Raw genomic sequence first — 25018 nt, 5'->3', positions numbered from 1 at the left:
AAGTAGGGCAGTATCACTTCTTAAAATTCCTGGACAATAAAAAAGATGCTCTCTATTTGAGAAGAGCATCCTGATTATTATTATCCTAGCGGTTTCAGATAAGTGAGTAGCATGTCCACCATATGTTCCAAAACGGAAGCCGGTTCAACGCCTTGGTCCAACTGCAGCACCTTACCTCTTACAATCATACGCTGCAAGGTAGCAGTAACAACATTACTTAATGTGAATGTCAAAATATTAATATCGATATCGCTGCGAATCGATCCGTCCGATATCCCTTCATCAAGCAGAGCGTAAAATGGATGAGTACCTTGTCTCAAGAAGTTTATATATTTGGCTTCAAGCTCCGCATTCACATAATTTTCCCGATAAAAAGCATCAAACATGGCAATGAACCGAATAGAGCTTGCTTGTTGTTCCGAAACGCTTATCATATGTTCCAGCAGGTAGCGAATCTTTTCAAAACCGTTGTTGCCCTTGGGAGAATGGAGGCTGTCATCCTGCCAAGAAGCGCTTAAAACGTTGATTTGCACTTCAAAAATAATTTCGTCAAGGGATCGGAAATATTTATATAGTGTTACTTTACTAATACCGCAGAGTTCCACAACATCTTTGAGCGTTACGGAGGACAAGCCCCTTTCCAAAAACAACTGCTGCGCGCTTTGAATAATATCTTCACGTCGCTTGTTTCTATGCTGATCCAATTGTTCCTTCCACTTCGGATCCACGAAAATCCTCCCTCCTTGAAACATTGAGTATTTCGTCATTTTAGCATGTTGAGCAATTATGAACCAAGTCGTCTCTTATAATTAAAAGGTTAATATTTTGTAAACGACACTAACATGCTGTCATGTTTGTCAGTATTTCTGACTCGCTTTGCGATAAAAAATTCGCGGTCTGCTGGCTATTCCTGTCTGTAGAAAAATAAAAATAACTGTAACCAAATCCTTCTTCCTCCAACCCTTCCCAATTCCGAGATAAAGATTCCTGTCCCAAAATCGCTGAGAAAAAGACATGAAAACTGGAAGAAAACTGGTTCAATTGTGAACGGAAACGACTAATAATTCGTGTCCTGGAAGGGGCAGAGAAATGCCTGAGAAAAGCAGGGATAGGCAGTAATAATAGATAGGTAAGAGCCTGGGAAATACCAGTGTAAAACTGTCTCCGCTTACCCCAAAAGCCTTGATTATCCTGGGTTTCTGCTTGATTACCTATTCGAGATTTGCTTGAGAAAACCCTGCCGTGATGGTGAAATGAGTGAGAAAAAGACTGGAGGCGTGGTTAGCGAAAAGATGCAACCTGCTTCCAGTCTTTAGGGGTTTGGGGACAGTTGTTTTTATTCAGTGTCGGTTAATTTGAAATTGGACAGGAATTTTTTATTTGTTAAAACGTCGCTGCCGCATCGCCTCATGCAGCAGCACGGTCGCCGCCATCGCCACATTCAGCGATTCCGCCCGCCCGTGCATCGGTATAATAACCGTCTCATCGGCTGCTTCAAGCGAGCTTGCCGACAGCCCTTCCGACTCATTGCCAAGCAGCAGCCAAGTCGGCGTTGTCCAATCATATGAATAGCAAGTATGCGAGGCTTCGAGGCTTGTCCCCACCAGCGCAAAGCCGCGATCCTGCGCCGCAGGCAGCAGCTCCGTCAAGTCCGCCTCAATTATCGGCAAGTGGAACAACGAGCCCATCGTGGAGCGCACCGTCTTCGGATTGTACAGATCAGCACAGCCTCTGCCCAGCACAACACCGTTCGCGCCAACCGCATCCGCGCTGCGAATAATCGTCCCGACATTGCCCGGGTCCCTTACGCCATCCAGCACGACGACTAGTCCACCTTCTGAAAATAATGCATCGTCCGCCGCTTCCAGCTTGCGCACGACAGCAAAAACCGGAGGCGGCGTATCCGTCCCCGAGCATTTCGCCATAACGGGACGTGTCGCCTGAATCCATTCGACACCAGCGCTCGCTTCCGCGTTATCCGCAGCAGCATTGCCCCCATATCTGTTTCCGCGGCCAGTCTGCTCTGCAAGCTCTCGCAGTTCTTCCGGCAATCCGCGCTCCGCATCGTACAGGACCGCTTCGACTTCCGCTCCTGCGGCGAAAGCTTCCTTCACCAAATGAACGCCTTCTATAATAAACTTACCGAGGCGGTCGCGGTATTTTTTGTCCAGCAGGGAGGCCCACTGCTTGACGCGGTCATTTTGAATCGAGGTTAAAAGGCTATGATTGTTCATCTCTATTACTCAACCTTCCGAATAAGCAATTTCCAAATTGGATAAGTCTGAATTTTTTCCTACAATTACTAAAATGTCGATATCGCGAATGAGATCATCGGCGTAAGGCGCAATGTTCATGTTCGAACCTGTTTTGATCGCCATGACGTTGCATTTGAACTTCGCACGAATGTCGAGCTCCTTCAAGCTTTTGCCAATCATCGCCTCAGGCGCTTTAATTTCAATAATGCTGTAATCCTCGGAAATTTCGATGTAGTCCAAAATATTAGGCGAGATTAGATGATGCGCGACACGCAGCCCCATATCCCGCTCGGGATATACAACCTTGTCGGCGCCGATTCGGCTGAGCACCTTGCCGTGCAGCTCATTTTGCGCCTTGACGATAATGAGTCCGACGCCCATGTCCTTCAAGATCAGCGTCGTCAAAATACTCGACTGAATATCCTGACCAATGGCCACGACCACAACGTCAAAATTGCGTATGCCCAGCGCCCGCAGCGCTTCCTCATCGGTTGAATCGGCAACAACGGCATGCGTCACATGGTTAACCGCATCCTGTACGCGATCCTCACTCGTATCAATCGCCAGCACCTCAAAGCCCATGTCCGTGAGCGATGAAGCAACGCTAAGACCGAATCGGCCGATGCCGATAACGGCATATTGTTTTTTCGGCAAGCAGCACCTCTCCCTTCCCTTATGCAACAAAAAACAGCTATCTGCCATTATAACATACGAGCTCATGCAGAATGAAAAAACACCGCCACGGACATATTAATCAGGCACGCCGACTTGCCGGTTTTTAGCGACCTCGCTTAAAAATCAGCAGCTGCGCGTAATAACGACGACTTGGAGGGAATCCGGTTGGATAATCTGGATTTGCGTCAAGCCATTATAAGGCGGGTTCAAGATAAGCCGCTTAATGAACTAACCGAAGTGATCGAAAGCTCGATCGGCAATGACGAGCGTGCACTGCCCGGCCTTGGCGTATTGTTCGAAATGATTTGGAAGCAAATCGACGAGCAAGAGCAAGCTCGGCTGGTAACTGCGCTGCATACGCAGCTAGCACGATTCGCCCAGCCCGCTACGCGTTAAAATGCTTTAACGGGTCAACGCGGTATATACCGTTTTGCCGCCAACGATTGTCCGTTTGACCCATGGATGGCCTTTATAACGATCGACAATGACAAGGTCTGCCGCTTTGCCCCGTTCCAGCGAACCGACTTCACTTGCTATTCCCAGCGCTTCCGCTGGAGCAAGCGTAGCGGTCCGAACTGCGGCTGGCAAAGCGGTTATTCCTTCATCCGCTAGCTTGAAAATCGCGTTCAGCAACGCCGAAGGATGATAATCTGAGCAAATGATGTCAGCCGCTCCTGCGGCAATCGCCTCAGTCGCTGACAAATTTTTATCATGCGAGCCGCCACGAACAATATTAGGCGCTCCCACGCATACATGCAGCCCCTGCTGAACGGCATATAAAGCCGTTTCCATCGTAATTGGAAATTCGGAGACACTGACGCCGCAGCCCCTTAACTGATCTACCCGCTGGCTCGAATCATCATCATGCGAAGCAACTGCAATGCCGCGCTGCACGGCCAGCTGACCAAGCTCCTCTAAGCCGGTCCAGTCAATTTGGCGCCTATTTTCCATCAGCTCTGCCACGATAGTGCGTACCTCATCGACGCTGACCGATTGATTTTTCATCACATAACGCTCGAAGGAACCTGGTTCCCTGTACTGCCCTTGGCCTGGCGAATGATCCATGAAGGACAAATAATCAATGGCGCCTTCATCCACATATCGCTTCACAATGGGCAAGCCCGGCAAATACGATATTTCATATCTTAAATGAATGCGATTGCGCACGACAGAGCGCTGCTCGCGGTAGCTGCGAATGAGCTCCACCATTTGCGTCAGCAAATGCTCGCCCCGCAGACTGAGCCCAACACCCAGCGATAATGAATGATACATCGTCGTAATGCCATGGAGCGGAAGCTTACGTTCGAACTCCAGCAATGACATATCCAGCGGAAACAGCGTATTTGGACGAGGCTGAACTTCTTTTTCGATCGCATCGCAATGCACATCAATAAGCCCCGGCAATACATAGCAGCTATCCTCTTCAATGATTTCAAGCGCTGCGGAGCGATAGCTTTCCACGTTCTCACCGCTGTCTCTAGCTGCCTGCCTGGCATTTTCACCTGTGCGCGCCAGCCAGCTTTGAATCTGCTCTGCGCCAATCAACACTTCCGCAATGATGCCTGCTTTTATAATAACAGCGCCCTCCGCTACCGTTTCCGGCAGCACAAGCATCCCCTTTACCATCACAACCGATTGCACCATCTCTGACTTCATCGTACACACCCCTTTATAGTTTTACCAAAAATATAAAGTGATTATGTAAAAGCTACTAAGCTGTTGGACTGACTTTATTAAATCTTAACATACCATTTTTGCAGGCAGCAAGGTGAAACGGCTGTCGCCGTCCTTTGGCGGCGCGGCGAGTTCAGTCCGAGAAATATAGAGAAAGGATGGCGAAATCATATACTTTCCTATATTTGTACAAAGGGGTTCCAATACTCAATTAGCAGGTGAAAAATAAAAAAATCCCCTCGTCCATGAGGACAAGAGGACCATGCACTTGCGTAAACCCGTTCATATTCCTGCACTTTTTCAGTTCTTTTTCAGTTCTTTTACAGCACTTTTGCAGCTCTTTTACCGCTCTGTTGCCACTCTATCACCGCTCTAGTCCTGCCATTTACACCTTTACGCCTATACTGCTCATCCGCAGCTACAGGCGCTGAAGCTCCTTCGGAAAGCTCGTCAGCACCTGCGGCTTGCCATCCTCGCCGATATAAATATCGTCTTCGATGCGCACGCCGCCAAGCCCCGGAACATAGATGCCCGGCTCTACGGTGAACAGCAGCCCCGTTTCAATCAGTGCTTCATTGCTTCCGTGAACGGAAGGCAGCTCATGAATATCAATGCCGAAGCCGTGACCTACGCGATGGTTGAAAAATTCACCATAGCCCTGTGCCTCAATCGTCTCGCGAGCAGCACGATCTACTACAGCGAGCGGTTTCCCCGCTTCTGCGGCCGCAATCGCTTTACGGTTCGCCGCAAGCACCGCGTCATAAATACGCGCCTGCTCGGCTGTACCTTCACCGATCACAAACGTACGCGTAATATCCGAGCAATAACCATCCTTGTACACGCCCATATCAATGAGCAGAAAATCATTTTCCTTCAGTCGATACTCACCCGACCTGCCATGCGGCAATGCGGAGCGAGCGCCGCCCAGCACACTCGTCTCGAATGCCGGCTTATCGCCGCCCAGCACGCGCAGCCGATATTCAATCTCCGCATTCAGCTCAAGCTCGGACACGCCAACGGCCGCCTTGGCTGCCACTTCATGCAGCACCTTCTCGGCAATGACTACTGCGGCATGAACCCGCTGAATTTCCTCCGGCGACTTGCGAAGGCGCAAAACCATAAGCAGCGGCTCCACATCCCGGAAGGCTGCCTTAGCAAACACACCAGCCAACTGCTCATAGGTTGCTACATTTAAATGCCGCTTTTCTATGCCAATGGCTGCGGCGCTTTTATCAGCTTCTTTGCCAAGCAGCTCATAGGCATTGTCGGTATCCGAAATCGCAACCAGCTTCGATACCATCGCCGCTCCGCTTGCGCTCTCCTGATCCAAAGCCGGGACAAACAGCGTATACGTCGACTCCTTCGGGTTAATGAGCAATCCCATAAAACGCTCATGCGGGTCGCAATGAAAGCCCGTCAAATAAAAAACACTGCCCGGCGACGTAACGAGAGCAGCCTCCATTCCAGCAGCGGAAAGCTCGGCGATCAAGCTCGATTTTCGAAGCTCATAAGGGTTATACATGTTTCACTCTCCTCCTCCATCTCATGCACCAATTTCTAAAACCAATAGCTCTATCATACCTCAAATAAGCCTGAAACTGGAAGCACACGATGCAAGGCAAGCAAGAGCTTTTCGTAAAAAATAGTGCGGTAACCCCGGGGCAGCACCTCCCCCTACTAATCCAGCTGCTTGCAGATACAAGCGTAAACGGCTGTCGCCGGCCACTAGTGGAAAAGCTACCGTTTCGAGGATGAAATATACGCCCATTATAAGGGGGTACTTTTAATCGCTTATATTTTAAAAAAGGCCCGCCAACCCGCAACTTGCGCGGATTAACGAGCCTACTCCAACTGTCTTTGACTAGCCTATTTGTCCAGTGTATATTCCGCCAAACCAAGCGGAAATAACGCCGGCTTCTCACAGCTGCTTTGCATCACATAATGCTTGCCTTGCTCAGCCGCATCGTGGAAGCCATGCATCGCTTCAAGCACATGATAGGCAAGCTCGCCATTAGCCCGGTGCTTGCGGCCCGTCAGAATGGCTTGAGCCATATCGGCTGCGCCAATGCCTCTGCCATTTTCCGAATGGCCGTAAGCCAGTGGAATCGTCGACCATTCCGAAGACCCGCCGCGGCGCAGCTTGATTTCTCCGCCGAAATTATTCGGGTTCGTCACCTGAAGCGTACCTTGGTTGCCGTACACTTCAATGAATGGCAGCGTTGAGCCGCCCTTTACATCAAAGCTAGTGAGCAGGGTAGCGATTGGGCCAGCGGCAAATTCCATAATGCCGGCCACATGCGTCGGCACTTCAACCTCAATTTTTTGCCCATGCTTCGGCGCGCTCGTAATCGTTCTCTCTGGGAAGGTAATGCGGGTCGAACCCGTTACACGGGCAATCGGTCCTAGCATTGCAATAAGCGCCGTCAAATAATAAGGTCCCATATCGAACATCGGGCCGCCGCCTTGCTGGTAATAGAACTCCGGAGCTGGATGCCAGCTCTCATGTCCGCCTGACATCATAAAAGCGGTAGCGCCGATTGGCGTACCAATCCAGCCGTCTTCAATGATTTTAATACACGTCTGGAGACCGCCGCCCAGAAACGTATCCGGCGCGCTGCCTACGAGCAGCCCTTTCGCAGCCGCCAGCTCCAGCACCTGCTTGCCCTCTTCGCGCGTAACCGCGAGCGGCTTTTCTACGTACACATGCTTGCCAGCTTCCAGCGCCTGCAAGCACACCGGAGCATGCGCGGCTGGAATTGTCAGATTGATGACCAGCTGCACTTCCGGGTCAGCAAGCAGCTCCTCGACCGAGCAGCCGCGAATGCCATACTCCGCGCCTTTCTCCTTGGCGCGCTCCACATCCAGATCAGCACATGCGACAATTTCCATGGAGCTGAATTTTGAACCATTTTCCAAATAAATGCGGCTAATATTGCCTGTCCCGATGATCCCAACCTTGACTTTACTCATGTTTGCCTCCGTCTCTGCCTGCTGCAGCTGCTTTGCCTTCCGCACACCAGTTAAACCCGCGACGCATCATTTCCTTTACAACCGGAATGTCCACAATATTGGCTTGATGCCCAAGCGAATTGTAATAGACGCGGCCTACACCCCAGCGCTTCGTCCAAGCCACCGGCATATCAACCGCTTTATTCAGCACATGCGGGCCGTCGGCAACCGGGAAACGTGTCGTCGCCAGCACTTCAACCGCCGGATCTACATGCATGTAATACTGCTCGCTGCTAACCGTAAAGTCCTCAATGCCTTCGGTCAGCAGGCTGGAGGTGTTGGTCACATTGACCACATATTCCACACCGTCATTGCCGGGATGCGACACCCACTGACCGCCCGTCATGAACTGCCATTCCACGCTTTCGCGGAAGGAGTCGCACATGCCGCCGTGACAGCCTGCCAATCCAACGCCGCTCTGAACCGCTTCGGATACATTTTTCAACTGATCGTCTGAAATTTTCCCCATCGTCCATACCGGAACGATCAGGTCCAGCGCCTTCAGCTTCTCCCCATCCTCAAAAGCCTCCAGCGTATCCGAAACCTCAACCTCGAACCCTTCTCCCGCAAGCACGGCTTCAAAAATAGCCGCTACCTCTTTGGGCTGATGTCCGTCCCAGCCGCCCCATACGATTAATGCCTTAGGTTTGCTCATCGTCTTATTGCATCTCCTCTATTTGTACTCTGCCAGCTTGACCCAGCGGCGCTCTGTAATGGACTGCTCAACTGCCTCTAGCACCTCTTGGCACCGAAGGCCATCATGGAAATTCGGCACAGGTTGACGATCCTCGTGAATCGCCAGCATCAGCTCCTGCATTTCATGCGTAAACGTATGCTCATAGCCAATCGTATGTCCCGCCGGCCACCAGGCATCCATGTAAGCATGAGCCGGATCGGTCGCCAGCACGCGGCGGAAGCCTTGAACATCGTCAGCATCGTCGGTAAAATAAACCTCCAGCTCATTCAGACGCTCAAAATCAAATTTAACACTGCCCTTGCTCCCGTTAATTTCGAAAGCATTCGTAGAACGATGTCCTGCCGCGAAGCGCGTCGCTTCGAAGCTGCCGAGCGCACCATTTTCAAAACGAGTCATAAACAGCGTCGCATCATCCACCGTTACTTTGCCGCGAGCACCGGAAGCGTCCCCTTTGGCGCTAAGCCCCATCATTTCAGATGGCAGCGGGCGCTCTTTGATGAACGTCTCGCTCATGCCGATGACCTCGTCAAACTCGCCAACAAGGAAGCGCGCCAAGTCAATCAGATGGGCGCCAAGGTCGCCATGCGAGCCTGAACCGGCAACTTCCTTCTGCAGGCGCCAGACGAGCGGAAACGTTGGATCGATGATCCAATCCTGAAGAAACACAGCGCGGAAATGATAGATTTCTCCCAAGCGGCCATCGCTGACAAGCTTCTTCGCCAGCTGCACCGCTGGTGCGAATCGATAGTTAAAGCCAACCATATGCTTGATTCCGGCTTCTTCTGCCGCATCCAGCATTTCCTTCGCATCCGCTACATTGAGCGCCAGCGGCTTTTCGCAGAACAGATGCTTGCCAGCAGCGGCAGCCGCCAGCGCAATCTCCTTATGCGCATCGCTTGGCGCATTAATGTCGATTACATCGATGTCGCTGCGTTCAATCAGCTTGCGCCAATCCGTCTCTGCGCTTTCCCAGCCGAACTGGCTTCTAGCTTGCTCCAGCGCCTCGGCGTTGCGTCCACAGATTGCTTTCATCTCTGGCAGTGCTGGCGTCTTTGGAAAAAACATCGGCAAAGCCCGATAAGCGTTGCTGTGCGCTTTTCCCATAAACTTATAGCCGACCATTCCCACACGTACTTTCTTCCCCATATTCAATCTCCGCCTCCCGATTTATGAAGATGTTTCCCGCTTAACCAAATGCACCGGCAGCAGCCCTTCATCCACCTGCTTGGGCCCGTCCTTCTCAGGAGCGAGCAGCCGCTGTGCCGCCCTTCTTCCCATTTCGTAAAAAGGCACTGCTACCGTCGTCAGCTTCGGGCTCACGATAACCGAGCCTTCTGAATCATCGTAGCCGACGAGCTTTACATCAATTCCAGCCTCGATTCCATGTGCGCGCAAGCCATCCATCAGGCCAATAGCCATCCGGTCATTAGCGGCAAATACCGCATCCGCCTGCCCGCTGCGGATGAGCGCTGCGACAGCTTCCGCTGCTTCAACCCCACTCTTGCGGCTGTAGTTGCCCAGCAGTGTCAATGAAGGATCGTAAGTGAGTCCCGCATGCTCAAGCGCCTGCTTGTAGCCCGACATCCGGTCCATACTGCTTGAAAACACATCCGGTCCATTGAGAAAAGCAATCCTACGGCTCCCACCGTCAATGAGATGCTTGACCGCCTCATAGCTCCCCGCATGATGATCCGCATCGACGGATAAATATCCTTCCTCCGCAAACCGCTGGTTAACGAGGCAGAATGGATACCCCTTCTCCTGAAGCTCCGCAAGCGCTTTCTTCTCTTCCGGCACATTTTGTGCGCCTAACACAATGCAGGCATCAATCTTCTGTGCCAAAAACAGTCTGGCATAATCTCGCGAGCCGCTCGGCTCCCGGAATATCAACAGCACATCATACCCATATTGCTTAGCCGCCTCGCCAATGCCGCTCAAAATTTCTGCAAAATAATACGTGGAAAACAAATGAACTTTAGGAACAAATGGCAAGATAACGCCCAAATTCCCGCTCCGGCTTCTGGCGAACTGCTGTGCCAGCGCACTTGGCACGTAACCAAGCTGTTGTGCCGCTTCCTCTACCCGAAGACGAGTTTCTTCCCGGATAGGCCCTACCTTATTAAGCACTCTGGATACTGTGGCTTCGGATACGCCCGCAAGTGACGCAACTTCTTTTCTACTGACCAAAGCAAGCATCCTCCTGATTCACAAGCAAATTCAATCAATGTACACGCGTACATTATTTCATGAATGTGGAAGCCCGTCAATAGCAAAAATAAGACTGTCCATTTTCTCCGCATATCGCAAAATAAAAGCATAAACAACAAAGAGCAGTGCTGGCCCCTAAAGGTCTGCACTGCTCTTTGTTATTTGCTTCTTTGCTGTTCTCTACCGCTGCTTATAAAGGATTCCTTTAGAAGCTTGACGGCGGCGGCGGCGGCGAATACGACGACTGGTTGCGGTCTGACTTAGACGCACTCACAAGCAGCAAAACTCCTGTAATTAAATGCATGATCATGCCTACAACCGGAATAATCGCAATGACAGACGTAACTATACCCAAAATACTGCCGTGCTTATCGGCATTATGCTGGGAAGCCAGCACTAACGTCACAATATGCAGAGCCAGCATTACAACCAACGGAATATAAGAAAGACCCATCACAATTAGGCCGCCCATAACTGGAACCCCAATAATAATTTCAAAAATTCCTGTAATCAATAACAATGTTTTTACATTGCTCATTTTCCTTTAACCCCCTACTTCGATGTAATTGTCATCACGCAAGGAAAACAAATACAAGCTTCCTCTTCATATACTCTCCTATTGTATTCCAATTCGACTAGGTCTGACAATGCTTATCTTCAAGCAAAAACGACTTCGTCGTCCTTCTATGGCGATGAAGAGCTTTGTCGGAGAAATATAAGCCCATTTATAAGTGTGAAACTTATAAATTCTTATATTTTCAAAAAAACGCCAGAGCAGCTTGCCTGCCCTGACGTTTCCAGCGTGATTAAGGCGCTGTTTCAAGAAATTTCGACGTAGGATTTTTGTCCATCGCCGTTCTCATTGCATATTCATTCTCGAACAAGACGACATAATTGCCTTTCTTGTCTTGAACGAGTGTAGAGTTAATCCGGAATTTCGCTGGGTCGATCTTATCGTCTACAATCCAGCGTGCGAACTGGAACGTCATGCGGTGCAATTGAATTTCTACGCCATACTCCGCGCGCATCCGATATTCGAACACCTCGAATTGCAAATGCCCAACGACGCCCAAAATCGTTTCATCAAACCCGCCAACCGAACGAAACACCTGAATCGTGCCTTCCTCCGTCAGTTGGTCAACGCCCTTCTGGTACTGCTTATGCTTGAGCGCGTTTTTAACCGTTACTTTGGCAAAAATCTCTGGCGAGAACGTCGGCAGCTCGTCAAATACGACTTCCGAGTTTTGCGACAGCGAATCGCCAATACGGAAAATGCCCGGATCGAACAAGCCGATAATATCGCCCGGATAAGCCGTCTCCACAATGTCGCGATCCTGTGCCAAAAACTGCTGCGGCTGCGCCAGCTTAATATCTTTGCCCGCACGGACATGGCGAACGCTCATCCCGCGCTCAAAGCGCCCGGAGCAAATGCGCAAAAAGGCAATCCGGTCGCGGTGAGCCGGGTTCATATTTGCTTGAATTTTAAAGACATAGCCCGTGAACTTCTCATTCGTCGGTTCAACTGGGCCCGATTTACTCATGCGCTCTGTCGGTTTTGGCGCCAGCTCAAGGAAGTTATCCAAAAACGTTTGCACGCCGAAATTGTTAACCGCACTGCCGAAGAAAATCGGTGTCAGCTCTCCAGCACGTACTTTCTCAATATCGAACTGATCGCCAGCTACATCAAGCAGCTCTAGATCCGCTACGAGCTGATCGTGCAAATAATCGCCTGCCATCTCGCGAATAATCGGATCGTTGTAATCATCCGTCTTGCGCACTTCGATGGTGCTGTGATCATTGCCTTGGAATAGCTCGACCTGATTTTTCATCCGATCATAAACCCCGCAAAGCTCGCGGCCCATGCCAATCGGCCAGTTCATTGGAACCGAACGGATGCCAAGCACGCGCTCCAGCTCCTCCATCAGCTCAAACGGACTTTGACCTTCACGGTCCAGCTTGTTGATGAATGTAAAAATCGGAATGCCGCGTTTACGGCAAACTTGGAACAGCTTGATCGTCTGTGCCTCGACGCCTTTGGCAACGTCAATCAGCATGACCGCGCTATCCGCTGCCGTCAGCGTCCGGTACGTGTCCTCACTGAAATCCTGGTGACCAGGCGTATCCAAAATGTTGACCCGATGACCGTCATAATCGAACTGCATGACGCTGGAAGTAACGGAAATTCCCCGCTGCTTCTCAATTTCCATCCAGTCGGAGGTCGCGTGTCGGCTCGCTTTCCGCGCCTTAACGGAGCCTGCCAGACGAATAGCTCCTCCGAACAGGAGGAGCTTCTCGGTTAGCGTCGTTTTTCCGGCATCCGGGTGAGAGATAATCGCAAAGGTGCGGCGCTTATCGACTTCCAGCTGCAATTCATTGTTTAGCGTTTTGCTCATTGCTTGCCTTCCCTTCATTCATACAGCGCACGGCCTAAAGGCGGTGCGCTGTGGAATATCTTCATTTGAAATTATGCGAAATTGACGTCCAGCCTGCTGCTTACTTGCCGCTGTTCGTAATCCAGATCACTTTGTCTTCTTCCTGTCCATTAACCGGCCACCAGTGGAAGCCATCCTCTGCAAGCAGCTTATCCGCCGCTTCCGGACCCCATGAGCCAGCAGGATAAGACCCAAGATCCTTCTTGTCCTCGCCCCATGCTTGAGCGATTTTGTCAACAAACTCCCATGCCTGAGCTACTTCATCCCAACGGGTGAAATACGTAGAATCGCCGCGCACCGCATCGTGAATCAGACGCTCATACGCTTCAGGCGTATTCAGGCCGATTTGGCAGCTTTGGCAAAACTCCATAGCCACGGGCTGTACCGAATTATCGGCACCAGGCGTCTTGGCATTGACTTTAATGTAGATGCCTTCCATCGGGTTAACCCGAATGACGAGCAAATTCGGCGCAAGATCATGACGCTGCGCGAACAAGACGTTTTGAGGCATCGACTTGAATTCAATAACAACCTCAGTCGTCTTCACCGGCAGGCGTTTGCCTGTACGGATGTAGAACGGAACGCCAGCCCAACGGAAGTTGTCTACCGCTACTTTAGCAGCGAAATACGTTTCCGTTGTGGATTCCGGATTAACGGAATCCTCTTGACGATAGCCTGTCAGTTCCTTGCCGCGAGCAGAGCCTTCGCTGTATTGAGCGCGAACGACGTTCTCGCGAACCTCGCCGCTTGATTTGTAGTTGCGCAGCGAGCGCAGCACTTTAACCTTCTCATCGCGAATATCTTCGCCATGCAGACGGCTAGGCGGCTCCATTGCAATCATCGTGAGCATTTGCAGCATATGGTTTTGACCCATGTCTCTTAATGCACCCGATTTGTCATAATAGCCGCCGCGATCCTCTACGCCAACCGTTTCCGATAGCGTGATTTGCACATTGGCGATATGATTATTATTCCACAATGGCTCGAAAAATGCATTAGCAAAACGAATAACCTGAATATTTTGCACCATTTCTTTACCCAAGTAGTGATCGATCCGGAAAATTTCCTCTTCCTTGAACACTTGGCTCAGCTGGTCGTTCAGCTTTTGTGCGGATGGAAGATCGTAGCCGAAAGGCTTCTCAATAACGACGCGGCTCCAGCCTTTGCATTCCAACAGCCCGCCGTCGCGCAGGTTGAAGGACACCGGTCCGAACAGCGCAGGCGCTAGGGCTAAGTAGAACAAGCGGTTGCCTGGAATATCAAATTTCGCTTCCAGCTGCTCCGAAAGCTTGCTCAGCTCGCGGAAGCCATCCACGGTGTTAATATCAAGCGACATATATTCAAAATGCTCGGCAAAACGATTCCAAAGCTCCGCATCATCTGCCTTGTAGCGGCAAAATTCCACGATAGAATCATAAACATCCGAACGGAACTGCTCGTTCGTGCGAGGTCTGCGGGCAAGGCCCACGACCGCAAATTTTTCAGACAATTTTCCTTCTTTATATAAGCTGAACAGGGCAGGGAACAATTTGCGCTTAGCTAGATCGCCTGTTGCTCCAAACAAATAATATACGGCGCCTTGCGGCGATAGCGTTTCGGGATTCGTATTTTGCTCCATATTCCTCATTCTTTCCTATGAATTTTTATACGTCTTTGCATGGTATGTAGTTTAACATATTAATCCTGAAACTGCTACGCAATCCACCATAAAAAAAACTAATAACGATCGTTATTTCTCCTGATTTCATCACAATATTTCATCTATTGCGAGGCGCTGTAATCGCCTGAAATCAGCGGGATTCCGATCACGACCTCCAGCTTTCCCGTATCCGTTCCTTTATGCACCGCGACCTGCATATTCGCCTCCTTGCCGCCGGTCTTTACAGAAGCTTTAAGCCCTCCAGTGAAAAAGCTTTCGCTTACCGTCCCGGCATCATCATACCGGTCCACCTGCTGGGCAGCTGCAAGCTGCGCAAGCCTCTCCGCCACATTATTATATTCTGTCAAGCCTCTGATGGTTATTCCTCCATCATAAGAAATATTTGTCCTTCTCATAGCGGACTCAATATGATCAATAGCTGAAAGCAGTTTATGCTGATCCGCTTGTTTGCTTCGTTCTGGGAAAAAAAGCACAAGCATCTGCTGCTGCCCTTGCCCCGCAGACGCCGTCACACTCATGGACAGCTTGCCGCCTAATTCCGGCAGCAGGATGCTCAGCTCACCTTCCGCATCCCCTTCGTAGCTTGGAAATAGCTGCTCCCGCAGTTTAGCCGCCTCTCCGCTGGCGTACCAGCGCAGCGTCCAGCCTGCCCCCGGCGCCCCCGACTCCAGCAGCCCCTCGCTCCAGCTCCACATTTGCTTCATGTCATGCTGAAGCAAGCTGCCCTCCTCTTGCCCTTCCGTCGTCAGCTTGTCCTGATTAATGAGCGCCCATATCGCGCCAAAAATCAGTACCAATGCTGCTGCCAGCACGCCGATCCTGCTGCGCCGTTTTATTTTTTCCGATTCCGTGTACCTGTTCAGCTTTGCCATCGATCACATCAGCCTCCTTGGCCTACATAACCTGCCAAATGATGGGTAACGCTTCCATTTTACATGAAATTCCATAAAAGAACAGGAACGATATATTTATTTTTGCCTGCCTTTCCTTGAGCCTCTAGCCTTACGATTCCGACTGCCATTCATATAAAATCGCGATTGCTGTTTGATTTAGGCAGAAAAAGGGGAATTTATAGAAGATAGGCTGTTTTCTTCTCATCTGGGTAAACATCCATACACATCCGCCTTTAGGTGAATATACTGCTTGCAAAAGCATGAAGCCTATAGGAGGGAACTCGTACATGGAACAGATTTATCCCCTTGAAGAAAGCGTCATATCACGTTTTTGCGGAATGCCCGTCTGCATAGTGACCCATGATGGCGCAAGGCATATCGGCGTGTTAAGCCACTGCCGGGGCGGCAAGCTTACGCTGAATGAAGAGCCTGGTGCGCAGACGCTGGCCGAAGCCGAAGCTGAATCACCTAAAGCCGGGAAGGCCAAAGGCAAGCCCAAGGGCAAAGCAAGCAAAAAAACGAAAGAAAAAGTCGCTCAAACCCAAGCTTATCCTTATGATCCCTACTATTATAATTATAACCCGGGGTACTATTCGCCGTTTGGCGGCGCGTTCGCCATCGACCTTGCCCTGATTGCCTTTTTGTTCCTGCTTTTTTAATTAACCAACATTCGACAGCAATTTTCAGCAGTATTTGCGGCTGTCATCCCTTATGCTAGCTAAGGAAACCGATTTAAGGAGGTTATTGAAATGTCCATCCGCCCTATCGAACGCACAAACCGGAGAGCCGTCTTCGAGCCTATACAGCGCATCACGCCTTACGCCAGTTATCCCTACAGGGATATGGAGTTTCAACGGCCTCCCGAGCACGATTTTGACTGGAATGATCCTTATCGCGAAGCTGCCGGCCATGCGGCCGTCTGGCTCGAACAATATAGACAAGCCCATAAAGAGGTGCAAGTCATTGCTCTCAAAATCCGCAATGATTTCAACGAGCGCTGCCTTGTCGAACAGCTGACTAAGCTGACGGGCGTCATGAATCGCCTGCAGCAAGCATTCGTCCAGGTAGCCCGCTACATTAAGCCATCGCTATGGGATCGTGCGCAGCAGGCCATGAACCATCATGCGGCGGAGCTGGTTGGCTTTATTCGCGACGACGTCACAAGCCGCTGGATGCTGCGTCCTGCCATTGCCGCTTCCATCTTCCGCGAGTACCCGCTGTCAGGCCAGCATTTGTATCGCCAGCTTCTAGGCCCCTATGGACTAATGACGACGCTGCTGCAGGCCTTGTCGCTCGGCGGCGACGAAATCCGGACAACTGATCTTTTGAAAAATAATGCTGAGCGCACGCAGCCATACGCCACCTATTACAGCTCGATGAAAATGCATTATCCGCTTCCCCCAAGCGGCCTGCTGTTGAACGATGAAGGCTAACCAATTAATTTCATCCAATCATTTTCAACCTATAAATCCAAAAAAATAAGCAAGGAAATTGCCCCCTATTCGGCAATTCCTTGCTTATGTGCATATATGGCAGCCTGTGTCCGGTCATCCACGTCCAGCTTATTGAAAATGTTCGTAATATGAAACTTCACGGTTTTCACCCCAATGAACAGCTCATCCGCGATTTCCTGATTTGACATCCCCTGTGCGACCCGCTTCAGCACATCCATCTCGCGGTCGGTTAGATCATCGTGCAGCGGAGCTACGACGGGCTGCTTAGGCTGGCGCATGCGGCTCATCATCTTGGCAGCTACTTGCGATTCCAGCACCGATTGTCCGCGTGCAGCCGCACGGATCGCATCCGCAATTTCATTAGCGCGAGATGTTTTCAATAAATAGCTGAACGCACCCGCTTCAATGACCGGATACAGCTTGCTGTCATCAAGATAGCTCGTAAGAACGATGACTTTGCAGTCCGGGTACAATTCCAGCAGCTTCGCTGTCGTCTCCACGCCATCCATGCCATCCATTACCAAATCCATCAGCACAACATCCGGTTTGTATGCTTGTGCCATACGTATACCGTCATACCCGTTGCTTGCTTCACCGACTACTTCAATACCATCTTCCGTATCCAATACGGCAGCAAGGCCAATTCTCACCATCTCGTGATCATCTACCAGCAGCACTTTTACGGGTACAGCTAATTGTTCCATCGACTCCACCTGGCTCCCCACTTTCGTCCTCTTCAATATTTAACCATTTATGTCCAGCGGCACCGTAATATGAATCAGCGTGCCTTCTCCAAGGCGTGATGACATATACAGCTTGCCGCGAAGCTCGTTAATCCGCTCCTCCATCGTCAGCAAGCCGTAGGAGGTCTTCTTCTTCTGCTCCAGATCAAAGCCTACACCGCTATCCTGAAGCACCATGCAGACAGCTCCATCTTCCCGATAAAGTCTTATGTTCATTGTATCCGCTTTGGCATGTCTAAGTGTATTGGACAAAGCTTCCTGCGCAATCCGGAACAAATGATCCTCCGCAGCCGGCTTCATCGTTATGGAATCATCCAATGACAATTCAATGGTCATCGGCACTTTTTCCTTAAGCTCTCCAACGAGCAGCGTCAGTGCTTGAGCGAGATTTTTCCCATCGAGGTGCACGGGCCGCAAATGAAGCAGCAGCGCTCTCATCTCCGACTGCGCAACAGAAGCCATCTCTTCAATCAGCTGGACCTGCCGGCGCGCCCGCTCCCAATCGCGCTCAATCGTCCGGCTGACCGCCGTAGCCGTCATCGAGATTGCAAACAGCTGCTGGCTGACCGCATCATGCAGCTCGCGCGCAAGCCGCTGGCGTTCTTCAATGACCGCAGAAAATTTAACCTTCTCCGTCCATGCATCGTCCTGATCCTCACGCTTTAGGCTTTCCGAATGCTCATCATGCTCAGCCGAATCAATGGTCACCGGATAGTTTCGCCTAAGCTGCTGCTCGGTAAGCCGCTTAATGACCTCGCGCAGCTTCGAATTTTGCAAATAATTGTTTAAAGCTACAATCGCCATTGCCACCCCCGTAACAGCGAGCCCAATAACCGCCCATTTCGCCTGCAGCGTATATAAATTCACATAACCGATGCCTTGCAGCATAATGACTGCGAGGCTAAGTATAATCAGCAGCCAGAGGAAGGATTCCGTTAGGTTTTTGCGCCGATTGGCTGCGTCCCGTCCATTATGCTGGCCGCCCAATTTCTGCTGATGGTGGCCTCGCAGCTGGGGCCTATGATCCTGTTGCTGGTGCGCAATAGGCTGATCTCCTTGCAAGGGCTTCTCTTCGGGCAACCTGCTCACTCCTTAAACGACAAGCAAGAAGGAGCAGACCGGGTTGCCCGGTCCGCTCTCTTCTCATCCTGCGGGTTCTATTATTCCTGTGGCGCTTTATCCAGCTTCAGCTTGTTTTTGAGCGCATCCAGCTGCTCATCTACTTTAAGCTGTTTTTCGGCTTCTACTGCATTAAATGGTGCAGCCGTACCGCTGTAGGAATACGGTGTGCGCAGTACATCCGCTTCCGCTTCCATTTGCAAAATTTTCTCTTCCATACGGTTGAAGCCTCTGGAAGCTGTACCTTTATCAATGGTATTCGTCGTCGTCAATTGAGCAATATGCTTTTGCGCTTTCGCGACTTGAGCACGGGATGCCAGCTCATTACGCTTGTTGCGAAGCTGATAAAACTCGTCTTTCAGCGCATGCAGCTGCTGAGTCAGCTCCTCTGCTTGCGTTTTGGATTGAGCATACAGATCCGTGTATTCAATTACTTTTTGATCGAAGAACAATTTCTCTTCCAGCAATTTGCGGGCAAGCTGCTCCTGGTCATTGCGGATAGCCGCCTCTGCTTTCGACTCACGGTCAGCTGTGCTGCGAACAGCTTCCTCCAAACGCTGCTTCATGCGGCGCTCGTTGGCGATTTGCTTCGCTACTGTAACCTCTGCCGAATGAATTTCCGCTTCCATGTCACGCAGGTACTGATTGAGCATCACAACCGGATCCTCCATTTTGTCCAATACCTCATTCACCGATGCTTTCGTCATATCTTTCATTCTTTTGAAGATTCCCATAATTATAACTCTCCCTTCTCGTGTTTGGCTAATTTTGCGCGTAACTCATCGATTTCTTTGCGAAGTGCCTTTTTCTCCAAATCCTCAAACATGCTGTCAAATTGCGACGAGGATGGGCTTGGTGCTGTCGGTGCATTTGGGCCGTTCCATTGCTGCTGTGGGCCTTTCGTGAACGAGCCTTGGAATTGCGAGCCGAAGTTTTGGTTTCCACCACCACCGCCGCTGCCATAACCGTGGCCATTGCCTTGTGATCCTGGTCCGCCATTTCCGTAACCATTTCCATAGCCGTTGCCGAATCCATTTCCGAAGCCGCCATTGTAATAAGGAGGTTCTTTAGGAACGACCAGACCAGCCAGTAAGTAGATAAAAATGACGATTCCGCTCGAGAAGATGGTCACTACAATGAGTAAAATTCTGAGCAGTGTTGCATCTATATTGTAGGCTTCGGCAATCCCGCCGCATAAGCCGAATAGTTTGCTGTCTCGTGTCGAACGGTATAGTTTCTTCATATCAATCAGCCCTCCTTCTGCAGCTTCCTTTTGAGCTGCTCCAACTCTTGCTCGATTGCCGATTGAATCGAATGGCCTGCTTCAGTAGCGAACTCTCTGCCCATTCGGCGCAAATCGTGCAAGCTCTTCGCTTCCAGCTCCATGTTGCTGATGCTGTCTTCGAGCCTTCTGAACATGCTGCCAGGCTGCGCGCCTTGCTCGCCAATTCCGCTAAACCGTGCATTCATTCGCTGCTGCAACCTTAGCGATTCCATTCTTGCTGCATAATATTCACGTCTATCATAAACCGATTGGTATTCACTGCGCATTTCACGAAGCTGTTCTTCAAGGCCGAGCGTATTCAATCTGCTTTGCTCGTACAAATCGCGGTATTGCGCTGCGCGCTCCTCGCTGCTTGCCTTCTCGTGAAGCGCCAGTCTTGCCAGCTGCTCCTCGCCTGCCTTCAAGGCAGTCATCGCTTGCTGCTCACGCTTTTCCTTCTGCTGCTCAGCTTGCAGCCATTGAATCTTCAAGTGGTTGGTGTGCCCTGTATATTGCTCATACAAGCGCTCCGCCTGCAAAATATCTTCCCTTGTCGACCAGAGAAACTGGTCAATCAGCTTAACGGGATCCTCTGCTTTTTCCAATCGTTCATTTAATGTAGCAACCGTAATGTCGCGAACTCTACGCATAATGCTCATTGGCTTCCCTCCTTAATCTCCATCTATATTTGATTAGTAACCGCGATAGCTGCTTTTTCTCAGAAGCGAAACACCATATACAACGAGTCCAACTGCCAAGACCAGCAGGATCAAGCCTGAAAATTTTGCAAACACGCCGAGTGCACCGATCGTTATGAGAATGCCTCCGATCCATTTCTTATTGTTGCTCCAGCCGAGAACACCTAGGCCGATCAGAATGAAAGGGAACAGGAAGCCGATTAATCCGCCAAGATGTACGCCGAGAAATTTGAGAACGATGAAGCTTCCTACTACGGCCAGGATAACACCAAGTAATTTTTGATTTGCCATTTGTTTGTCACCGCCTTCCAGGTTGTGATTTGTGAAATGCTGCAATACCCAATCGTTTGTTAGTTCCTTGCGTTTCTTGCTTCGTTTGTTGCGGTGTTGCTTATGTACTTATTGTAGGTTGTTTTGCATGTTTCTAAAATGGACCTGCGGCTGTTTTCACACTAGACCTTGGTCGGGGAGGCATGCCGTACCACAGTCTTAGTGCGGTTTTTCATACAAAAACAAGCCAACAGCCCCCTCGACCTGAGGAGGCTGCCAGCTTGCTTGAATTACGTTGTGTGCCGGTATTTTTTAAAATATAGGAAAGGATATCGTAACGCTATCCTTTCTCTGTATTTCTCGGACTGAAACGCGCCGCGCCGCCAGAGGGCGGCTTTCGGCCGTTTCACCTTTATTTGCTAGCTAAAAACTTGTCAAACTGGCTTTGCTTTTCAGCAATGATTTTTTCGATGCCTGCGGATTTCAGCTTCGCTGTATATTCCGGCAGTACTTTATCGACATCGACCGAGCCTGTTTCAAGCGCCGTCAAATACTGTTTGTCGACGTTGACAACTGCGCCGATTTCCGCTTTTAGAGACTCGCCGTCGAAGACGAAGCCAAGGCCAGGGGAAACTTTGGCATTTTGGTTAAACTCTTTGAATTTCTCCCACTTGTTCGGGTCCTCTGTTTCCCACACATAGTTCAGGAACTGGCTGCCGAACATCCAAGCTGCGCCTGGGTTGTAGTTTTTCGTATTGTCGGTGGATTTAATCACTTCATCGCTAACCTTCGCATAGTGGTCATTCTCGATACCGAAGTTAAGCAGATTGTTGACATATTTGTCCGAGTGAAGCAGATTGATGAACATCATAGCGCGAGCAGGATCTTCCGAAGTGGAAGAGATACCTAGCATCGAGCCGGCTGTTTCCGAAGTCGCAATCGTCTTCGTGTTCAGCTCCAGCTGTGCTAGCTTGCCAGTCATGCCCGTTTGGTTTTCAAGCTCTTTATCCTTGCCCGGCTTCAGCGACGAAGTCATCGAGAACACATTGCCTGCTTTCATGGCATCGTAGTTCATCGTTTGGTTCGTTGCTGCGTCGCTGTTAATATAGCCTTTTTTGAAAAAGTCGCGAGTCAGCTTAAGCGTATCCACATAACGTGCCACGTCATAGTTAGCTTTAACCGTCGTGCCATCTTCGTCTTTCAAAATAACGCCCGGGATGGACGTATCGCCCAGCGCGTCATAATTGCCGAAATAATGCGAGTTGAACGTCTCGCCGTCTTTCAAATAAAGTGGTGTCAATTCTGGGTGCTTTTCTTTTACAGCTTTGTATACGTTGTCAAGATCAGCGATCGTTTTTACTGCGGTCATATCAATGCCCAGTTCATCGGCAATGTCTTTGCGGTAAATGATGCCGCCTTGCGCCGCAAGCTCTTTATTCGTTGGAACGCCGTAGTTTTTGCCGTTGATTTTCGCACCTTCCAAAAATACCGGATCAAGCGTTTTCAAAATATCTTGGCCATTTTCTTTAAGCAGATCGCCCAAATCAATGAATGCGCCTTTTGCAACGTTAACGGCATGCTTATTCCATTGCGCTGTGAAAATAATATCAACCTTTTGACGCGAAGCGATCATTAGATTGATTTTATCATCCCACGGACCCCAATCGATTGGCATTAAATCAATGGAAGCATTGATTTTATCCTTCAAATATTCGTTGAGCTTGGCTTCTACTTTCGCTTCATCCGCCTGAGGAGCACCTGTGTACACGAGTTTAATCGTATACGGCTCCAAAGCCGCAGCTCCATTGTCTGCTGGTGTTGCCGCCTCGGATGCTGCCGGGCTTGCCGCTGCTTCCCCTGCATTGCTTGGTGAAGCATTTTCATTCGTCGCACCACTGCCGCCGGAACAAGCATTCAGCAATAAAGCAAAAGTGAGCATCGTGGTGGTAACGCCAAGCACTCCCTTATTTGTTCTAATCATATTCCCTTTGACCTCCCCAAAAAAATGATAAATCTATGCTTGCACCGGCATTAATCCGGTTACAGCCCTTAGCAGGCAGAGCCTGCCGTCAGCCTTTTACAGCACCGACGGTCAAACCCTTTACAAAATACTTCTGGAAGAACGGGTAAGCGAATACGATTGGTCCAATACCCATAATCGCCATAGCCATACGCACCGTTTCATTCGGGAACGAAACTTGGCCCCCTGCTGCGGCAATAGCCGACGCCGCGTTGCTGTTGCTCGCCAGAAACTGGATGTTGAGCAGCATTTTGTACATGAGATATTGGATACTCAGCGTCTTGTCATCGGTTATGAAGACGAGGCTGAGGAACCAATCATTCCAGTAGTTGACGGTGCTGAAGAGCGCAACGGTTGCCAGCACGGGCAGCGAAAGCGGTGTGACGATACGGAAGAATATCAGCATCTCGCTCGCACCGTCGATTTTGGCCGCTTCGAGAATCGCTACTGGGATCGTCGACTGGAAAAACGTGCGAATGACGAGCACGAAAAACGCAGAGACGAGCAGCGGCAGCACAAGTGCCCAAATGTTATCCCTCAGATTCAGCATATTCACGTAAACGAGATACCAAGGTACCAGCCCGCCGTTGAACAGCATCGTGAAGAAAATGAAGAAGGTGAAAAACTTGCGATGCGGAAAGTCCGTCCGCGAAATCGGATACGCATACAGCGCCATAATAATGAGGCTGAGAATGGTACCAGCGATCGTTACGAAGATCGTAACGCCGTAAGAGCGTAAAATTTGCTGCCAATCGGTAAACAGAAACTTATAGGCGGTAAAATCGATTTGATTCGGAATGAAGCTGTAGCCTTTCGTCAGCACATCCTGCTCATTCGATAGTGATACCATAACGATTAGAAGAATCGGCAGTAGACAAGCGATCGTATACAGCATGAACCCAATGTTGATAATCGTATTTGCTGTTGGCGAAATCGAGTTGAACGGGTTCGAGCCCGATTTGCTCATTTCAGTTTGCATAGTGTTTGTTTCCTCCCATTCTTATCCTTGCTCTAAAACAATGCGCTGTCCTTGTCGACTCGGCGAACGAACCAGTTCGACAGGAATACGAGTATGAAGCCGACCAACGATTGGTACAGCCCAGCTGCTGACGATAAGCCTATATCGCCCATTGCAATAAAGGTACGGTAAACGTACGTGTCAATAACATTCGTTACCGGGAACAAAGGACCCGACTCGCGCGGCACTTGGAAGAACAAACCGAAATCCGCATAAAATACCCGTCCAATTTGCAGCAGCGTCAGTACGATAATCGTTGGCATAAGCAGCGGAATCGTCACACTTTTGATTTGCTGCCATTTGCTGGCGCCGTCTATCGTTGCCGCTTCGTAATATTCGTCGTCGATGCCGATAATAGCCGCTAAATAAAGCACGGTGTAATAACCGACGTTTTTCCACGTATTAATAATCGGTAGCAGGAACGGCCATATTTTCGTCTCGAAATACCACTGCAGCGGCTCAAGTCCAAGCCATTTCATAATGGAGGTATTTACGAAGCCATGCGTATCATGCAGGAATCCGTAGACCAAATAACTGACTACGACCATCGATAAAAAATAAGCTAGGAAAATGACCGCTTGATGAAACTTCGCCATCAGCTTGTTTTTCATCTCATTGAGCATAATCGCAAATGCGACTGGCACAATCATATTCAGAATAATGAACGAAATGTTGTAAAGCAGCGTATTTCTCGTAATAATCCAGGCGTCTGATGTTTTAAACAAATACTTGAAATTGTCGAACCAGACCCAAGGACTATTAATAATCCCATCAGCATAATTGACGTTTTTGAATGCGATGACGGTTCCTAACATCGGAATATAGTTGTTGAAAATCAAAAACAATACTCCTGGAGCCATCATGACATAGAAGATCCAATATCTTCTCATGTTGGTAGCGAGCGTCATATTTTCATCCTTTCTCCATCC

At 49.9% G+C, this 25018-nt stretch carries 25 protein-coding genes; 3 read left to right on the top strand and 22 right to left on the bottom strand.

Features of this window, described 5'->3' with window-relative positions:
* Nucleotides 1-80: 80 nt before the first annotated feature.
* The 3 genes from AC50YG_RS27130 to AC50YG_RS27120 all read right to left on the bottom strand — a co-directional run bounded on the left by AC50YG_RS27130 (nt 81) and on the right by AC50YG_RS27120 (nt 2909).
* Complete coding sequence (locus AC50YG_RS27130) at nt 81-728, bottom strand: TetR/AcrR family transcriptional regulator (protein ID WP_494831485.1); 648 nt, start codon at nt 726-728, stop codon at nt 81-83.
* Nucleotides 729-1376: 648 nt separating this feature from the next.
* A complete protein-coding gene (locus tag AC50YG_RS27125) occupies nt 1377-2234 on the bottom strand; it encodes a TrmH family RNA methyltransferase (protein ID WP_494831483.1) in 858 nt (285 codons plus the stop codon).
* A 9-nt stretch (nt 2235-2243) separates the two neighbouring features.
* Nucleotides 2244-2909, bottom strand: coding sequence for a potassium channel family protein (locus AC50YG_RS27120; protein WP_494831481.1), 666 nt, complete (start codon nt 2907-2909; stop codon nt 2244-2246).
* Nucleotides 2910-3095: 186 nt separating this feature from the next.
* Here AC50YG_RS27120 and sspI point away from each other — a divergent pair, with 186 nt between their 5' ends.
* Nucleotides 3096-3326, top strand: coding sequence for a small acid-soluble spore protein SspI (sspI, locus tag AC50YG_RS27115; RefSeq protein ID WP_341279196.1), 231 nt, complete (start codon nt 3096-3098; stop codon nt 3324-3326).
* Between the two features lie 6 nt (nt 3327-3332).
* Here sspI and AC50YG_RS27110 read toward each other — a convergent pair whose 3' ends face one another.
* The 10 genes from AC50YG_RS27110 to AC50YG_RS27065 form a co-directional block, all read right to left on the bottom strand.
* Nucleotides 3333-4586 (bottom strand): alpha-D-ribose 1-methylphosphonate 5-triphosphate diphosphatase, encoded by a 1254-nt coding sequence (locus AC50YG_RS27110; protein ID WP_494831478.1) that lies wholly within the window; start codon nt 4584-4586, stop codon nt 3333-3335.
* 436 nt (nt 4587-5022) lie between these two features.
* Complete coding sequence (locus tag AC50YG_RS27105) at nt 5023-6126, bottom strand: M24 family metallopeptidase (protein WP_494831476.1); 1104 nt, start codon at nt 6124-6126, stop codon at nt 5023-5025.
* Nucleotides 6127-6470: 344 nt separating this feature from the next.
* Nucleotides 6471-7574 (bottom strand): Gfo/Idh/MocA family protein, encoded by a 1104-nt coding sequence (locus tag AC50YG_RS27100; protein WP_494831474.1) that lies wholly within the window; start codon nt 7572-7574, stop codon nt 6471-6473.
* Nucleotides 7567-8268 (bottom strand): ThuA domain-containing protein, encoded by a 702-nt coding sequence (locus AC50YG_RS27095; RefSeq protein ID WP_341279200.1) that lies wholly within the window; start codon nt 8266-8268, stop codon nt 7567-7569. The genes AC50YG_RS27100 and AC50YG_RS27095 overlap by 8 nt, the downstream gene beginning before the upstream one ends.
* A gap of 18 nt (nt 8269-8286) precedes the next feature.
* The gene (locus AC50YG_RS27090; protein WP_494831472.1) at nt 8287-9456 is read right to left on the bottom strand and encodes a Gfo/Idh/MocA family protein; all 1170 of its coding nucleotides are present in this window, start codon (nt 9454-9456) and stop codon (nt 8287-8289) included.
* 21 nt (nt 9457-9477) lie between these two features.
* Nucleotides 9478-10506, bottom strand: coding sequence for a LacI family DNA-binding transcriptional regulator (locus tag AC50YG_RS27085; protein WP_494831470.1), 1029 nt, complete (start codon nt 10504-10506; stop codon nt 9478-9480).
* A 217-nt stretch (nt 10507-10723) separates the two neighbouring features.
* Entirely contained in the window at nt 10724-11056 is a 333-nt protein-coding gene (locus tag AC50YG_RS27080) for a hypothetical protein (RefSeq protein WP_494831468.1), read from the bottom strand.
* A 268-nt stretch (nt 11057-11324) separates the two neighbouring features.
* A complete protein-coding gene (locus AC50YG_RS27075) occupies nt 11325-12911 on the bottom strand; it encodes a peptide chain release factor 3 (RefSeq protein ID WP_473761157.1) in 1587 nt (528 codons plus the stop codon).
* A gap of 100 nt (nt 12912-13011) precedes the next feature.
* Entirely contained in the window at nt 13012-14568 is a 1557-nt protein-coding gene (gene zwf / locus AC50YG_RS27070) for a glucose-6-phosphate dehydrogenase (RefSeq protein ID WP_494831463.1), read from the bottom strand.
* Nucleotides 14569-14711: 143 nt separating this feature from the next.
* On the bottom strand, nt 14712-15482 hold the full coding sequence (locus AC50YG_RS27065; RefSeq protein WP_494831459.1) for a YwmB family TATA-box binding protein: 771 nt from the start codon (nt 15480-15482) through the stop codon (nt 14712-14714).
* A 308-nt stretch (nt 15483-15790) separates the two neighbouring features.
* Between AC50YG_RS27065 and AC50YG_RS27060 the strand changes: the two genes are divergently transcribed.
* Both AC50YG_RS27060 and AC50YG_RS27055 read left to right on the top strand, forming a co-directional pair.
* Nucleotides 15791-16162, top strand: coding sequence for a hypothetical protein (locus AC50YG_RS27060; RefSeq protein WP_494831457.1), 372 nt, complete (start codon nt 15791-15793; stop codon nt 16160-16162).
* A 90-nt stretch (nt 16163-16252) separates the two neighbouring features.
* A complete protein-coding gene (locus AC50YG_RS27055) occupies nt 16253-16936 on the top strand; it encodes a hypothetical protein (RefSeq protein WP_494831455.1) in 684 nt (227 codons plus the stop codon).
* 65 nt (nt 16937-17001) lie between these two features.
* Here the strand turns inward: AC50YG_RS27055 and AC50YG_RS27050 are convergent, their stop codons facing one another.
* From AC50YG_RS27050 to AC50YG_RS27010, 9 genes are all read right to left on the bottom strand, one after another.
* Nucleotides 17002-17661 carry a response regulator gene (locus tag AC50YG_RS27050; protein WP_473761269.1) on the bottom strand — a complete coding sequence of 220 codons (660 nt, stop codon included), beginning with the start codon at nt 17659-17661 and terminating at the stop codon, nt 17002-17004.
* 39 nt (nt 17662-17700) lie between these two features.
* Nucleotides 17701-18780: a sensor histidine kinase gene (locus AC50YG_RS27045; RefSeq protein ID WP_494831452.1), complete on the bottom strand. Its 1080-nt coding sequence runs from the start codon at nt 18778-18780 to the stop codon at nt 17701-17703.
* Between the two features lie 80 nt (nt 18781-18860).
* The gene (locus tag AC50YG_RS27040; protein WP_473761164.1) at nt 18861-19553 is read right to left on the bottom strand and encodes a PspA/IM30 family protein; all 693 of its coding nucleotides are present in this window, start codon (nt 19551-19553) and stop codon (nt 18861-18863) included.
* 2 nt (nt 19554-19555) lie between these two features.
* The gene (locus tag AC50YG_RS27035; protein WP_494831448.1) at nt 19556-20062 is read right to left on the bottom strand and encodes a PspC domain-containing protein; all 507 of its coding nucleotides are present in this window, start codon (nt 20060-20062) and stop codon (nt 19556-19558) included.
* Nucleotides 20063-20067: 5 nt separating this feature from the next.
* The gene (locus tag AC50YG_RS27030) at nt 20068-20742 is read right to left on the bottom strand and encodes a PspA/IM30 family protein (RefSeq protein WP_046232873.1); all 675 of its coding nucleotides are present in this window, start codon (nt 20740-20742) and stop codon (nt 20068-20070) included.
* Between the two features lie 33 nt (nt 20743-20775).
* Nucleotides 20776-21072 carry a LiaF transmembrane domain-containing protein gene (locus AC50YG_RS27025; protein ID WP_341279214.1) on the bottom strand — a complete coding sequence of 99 codons (297 nt, stop codon included), beginning with the start codon at nt 21070-21072 and terminating at the stop codon, nt 20776-20778.
* 391 nt (nt 21073-21463) lie between these two features.
* The gene (locus AC50YG_RS27020; protein WP_494831443.1) at nt 21464-23032 is read right to left on the bottom strand and encodes an ABC transporter substrate-binding protein; all 1569 of its coding nucleotides are present in this window, start codon (nt 23030-23032) and stop codon (nt 21464-21466) included.
* Nucleotides 23033-23120: 88 nt separating this feature from the next.
* Nucleotides 23121-24050 (bottom strand): carbohydrate ABC transporter permease, encoded by a 930-nt coding sequence (locus tag AC50YG_RS27015; protein WP_341279216.1) that lies wholly within the window; start codon nt 24048-24050, stop codon nt 23121-23123.
* 32 nt (nt 24051-24082) lie between these two features.
* A complete protein-coding gene (locus AC50YG_RS27010) occupies nt 24083-24997 on the bottom strand; it encodes an ABC transporter permease (protein WP_046232877.1) in 915 nt (304 codons plus the stop codon).
* Nucleotides 24998-25018 lie beyond the last annotated feature (21 nt).

The sequence above is a fragment of the Paenibacillus sp. J31R34 genome, from assembly GCF_059383715.1.
Note: the sequence above shows the minus strand (reverse complement) of the source record. Positions and strands in the feature narration are given on the sequence as shown.